3 protein-coding genes are annotated in these 3,103 nt (G+C 34.7%); all 3 read right to left on the reverse strand.

All coding sequences use genetic code 11. The features are described from left to right. On the reverse strand, nucleotides 1-1,011 hold a 1,011-nt coding region (locus tag RLO81_RS11665; RefSeq protein ID WP_350111679.1), incomplete at its 3' end, for a FecR family protein. Between the two features lie 540 nt (nucleotides 1,012-1,551). Next, nucleotides 1,552-2,130, reverse strand: a complete 579-nt coding sequence (locus RLO81_RS11670) for an RNA polymerase sigma factor (protein ID WP_350111681.1) — start codon at nucleotides 2,128-2,130, stop codon at nucleotides 1,552-1,554. A 235-nt stretch (nucleotides 2,131-2,365) separates the two neighbouring features. Then, on the reverse strand, nucleotides 2,366-3,103 hold a 738-nt coding region (locus tag RLO81_RS11675; protein WP_350111683.1), incomplete at its 5' end, for a glucosamine-6-phosphate deaminase.

Consider the following 3,103-nt stretch of genomic DNA (forward strand, 5'->3'; position numbering starts at 1 on the left):
CTCTTCTAAACGGTAATCAATTCCTAAAATGAATTTCATACTTTCCAGGATATTGATGAGATTCTCGTTTTTGTATTCACTTCGAATGATACAATTCTCAATCATTTTATTTTCAAAAATTATTTCAACATTGAACCAACGTTCCAGGATTGAGGAGGCTTCCTTCATCGATACTTTGTTCAATATTATTTGATCATTTTTCCATGCTAAATACTGGTTGATTTCAACTTCTTTTTTGATTAGTTCATTTGTCAGCAGATTATAGGAAACCTGTTGATTAGCTGTCAAATAGACATGCTGGTTTAATCCATTGAGCACTTCATCATTTGAAGATAGCACCTGAACCTTCCCTGAAGATACGGTTACTTCCATGTCAGTATCAGGGTAAGCCTTTATATTGAAAGAGGTTCCCAGCACCCTGGTAACCAAGTCCTGGGATTTTATCACAAATGGTCTTAATGAATCTTTGGTTACTTCAAAGTAAGCTTCCCCAATTAATGTGACCTCTCTTAAGTCCTTTTTAAACCTACTCGGGTATACCAGGCTGCTTTCGGAATTCAATCTTATAAATGTCCCATCTCCCAATACGATATTGGTTTTTTGTCCTCTTTGGGTTGTCTTTGTAATGAATTGACTGTTTTGAACCTCGATTTCCTTTGCCTCCTGGTTGTACTGGAAGACAAGAATAGATGAAATGAATATGATCAAAAGAGCCGCTGCATATTTATAGATGTTTCGTCTTACAATAGATGATTGATCGTAGATGTTTTTTTGTATTCCTCGGTATATCCGATCACTAACTTCTTTTTGATCACCATGCTTCCAATCAATCCATTCTTCATTTCCACTTTGATAGGTTGTGAAAAATTCTTCCACCAGTTTCTTCTCATCATGAGTACATGCCCCATGCTTGTACTTTTCCAAAAGCCGTATGATCTGTTGTTTATCCAATTTCTTGCTTCTTATAACTACCAAGTACCACAAAGGCGCAAATAGTACTATCCAATTCATTTTAATTTTTATGAAATTGGTTATCAGTCCGACAAGAAAGCTTGATTTGAGCTTATATAGATCATCAGTATGCAGAAAGAAGGATTTTGGTATTTCATTATGAGTGGAGCCAAATGACTACGATGATAAATACTGAAGGTCCGAAACGCTACAAGTCTTCTCAATAAATATTTACTAAGAATTGCTGATAAACGTGACATTGAGAAAATTTATTGAATCACATTGCAAGACACACCTTTGGAAAATTGGCTGGTGATTCAAATCATTCGTTAATGCTTCAAAAACTTTAGAGGCATTATGACCTGAAAACTACTATAAACAATCAGGCAGACATCATTCACAAGGAGGCAGATGAAATCTTCCCGTAAGGTATCGAATTCGAAAGATATTCTTATCCTCTAAGGTATTGTGCTATATAACGGTAAAATTCACCTCATCTCTGTCTAGGGTTCCTTACTTGGAGTATCCCGGGAAAGAAAATTTTCATTCTTTAAAAATGGTTGGTAGTTACATCTAAGTCCCCCGCTAAATTTCTCCCTGTCACGCAAAAAACACAATAAAAAGTACCAGCAATACGTGATCTAGCTTGGCATGCAAATATTTCAAAGCCTTAGATATTTGATTTTTCACAGTTTGAATTGAGAGTCCTAACTTTTTAGCAATTTCACCATTGCTTAAATGTTCATATCTGCTTAGGTAGAAAATCTCCTGACAACGTTCAGGTAATTCCGAAATACACTTGGAAACCGACTCATCCATTTGTTTGAAGTTTATGGCATCCTCAGTCTGATTTGAGAATTGAATTGTTTGGAAAGTTTCAACATGATGATGCATTAACTTATTTCTTCTGAAATGCTTGATCACTTGGAATTTTACTGCCTGGAAAAGATACGATTTTAGGTTATTAATTTGGAGGTTTTTTCGTCTGGAATAGAGTTGGGTAAAAATATCCTGGACGATATCTTCACAAATAGTTGAATCCTCAAGGAGGTTATAAGCGTAGAGATACAAATATTTCCAATATTTTGAATAGAGCTCATCAAAGGCCCTTGAACTTCCTGCCTTTAATGCCTTGAGAAGATCCTCATCAATACCATTTTCAAAATCTCTTTCTTCCAACTATTACCATATTTTAAGCGGAGAGCGCAAAATCAATAATTTAAAAATAATAATTGTTATATTCATTTTAATAAATAGTTTACAAGTAAAGCAATGAATTTCATATTTATTATTAATAAAGTAAATAAAAGATAATGTACTTTTTTTTACTTTCATTTCTTTTTCTTATTTAAATATAATAATTATATGAAAGATTCAAAAAAATAAATCAATTATTAATGGAGAATAATACCACCTAAATCAACTTTGATGCAGACCTTTTATCCAGGAATAGTTTAGCTTGTGTATGTTTTCTCAAGATTGTAGCTGGACAATTTGTGGATATTTCGTTATACAACGTGCTGAAAACCGCTTCAGCTTTCCTGTTATCTGGAACTACACAACTGATTGCCTTGCAATTCATAATGGCATTAATTGTAAGAGTAATAGCCTCTTTAGGCACATCATTAAAGGTGGGGAACCACCCCTCTCCAAACTGTTGATTTCTGCACGCTTTATCTAACTTAACAACTTTAACAAGTTTTGGATCATTAAAATCAGCTACGGGTGGGTCATTAAATGCAATGTGGCCATTCTCTCCTATTCCTATACACGCAATATCTATCGGATACTTTTTCAGATTTTCTTCATACCTCTTGGCTTCCTGTTCAGCATCCAAAGCATCGCCATTCAAATAAAAGATTTTTGCGGGACTCACTTCGTCAAGTATTCTCTCTTTCAGATACTTTCTAAAGCTGGCCGGATGGGTGTCTGAAATTCCTTTGTATTCATCAAGATGAAACACTGTGATTTTATTCCACTCAATTTGCCTTTCCTTTAATGCTTCCAAAAAAGGAAACTGAGATGCACCTGTAGCCAGAATTAAATTTGCTTCATTCCTTGATTCGATAGCTTCTCCCAGTTTCTTTGATACGAGGTCAGCAGCGGCATTTCCCATTTCTTTTGGTGTCTTAAAAACTGAGACCTCAAGTTT

It is taken from the genome of Fulvivirga sp. (assembly GCF_040220315.1).
GTDB lineage: Bacteria > Bacteroidota > Bacteroidia > Cytophagales > Cyclobacteriaceae > Fulvivirga.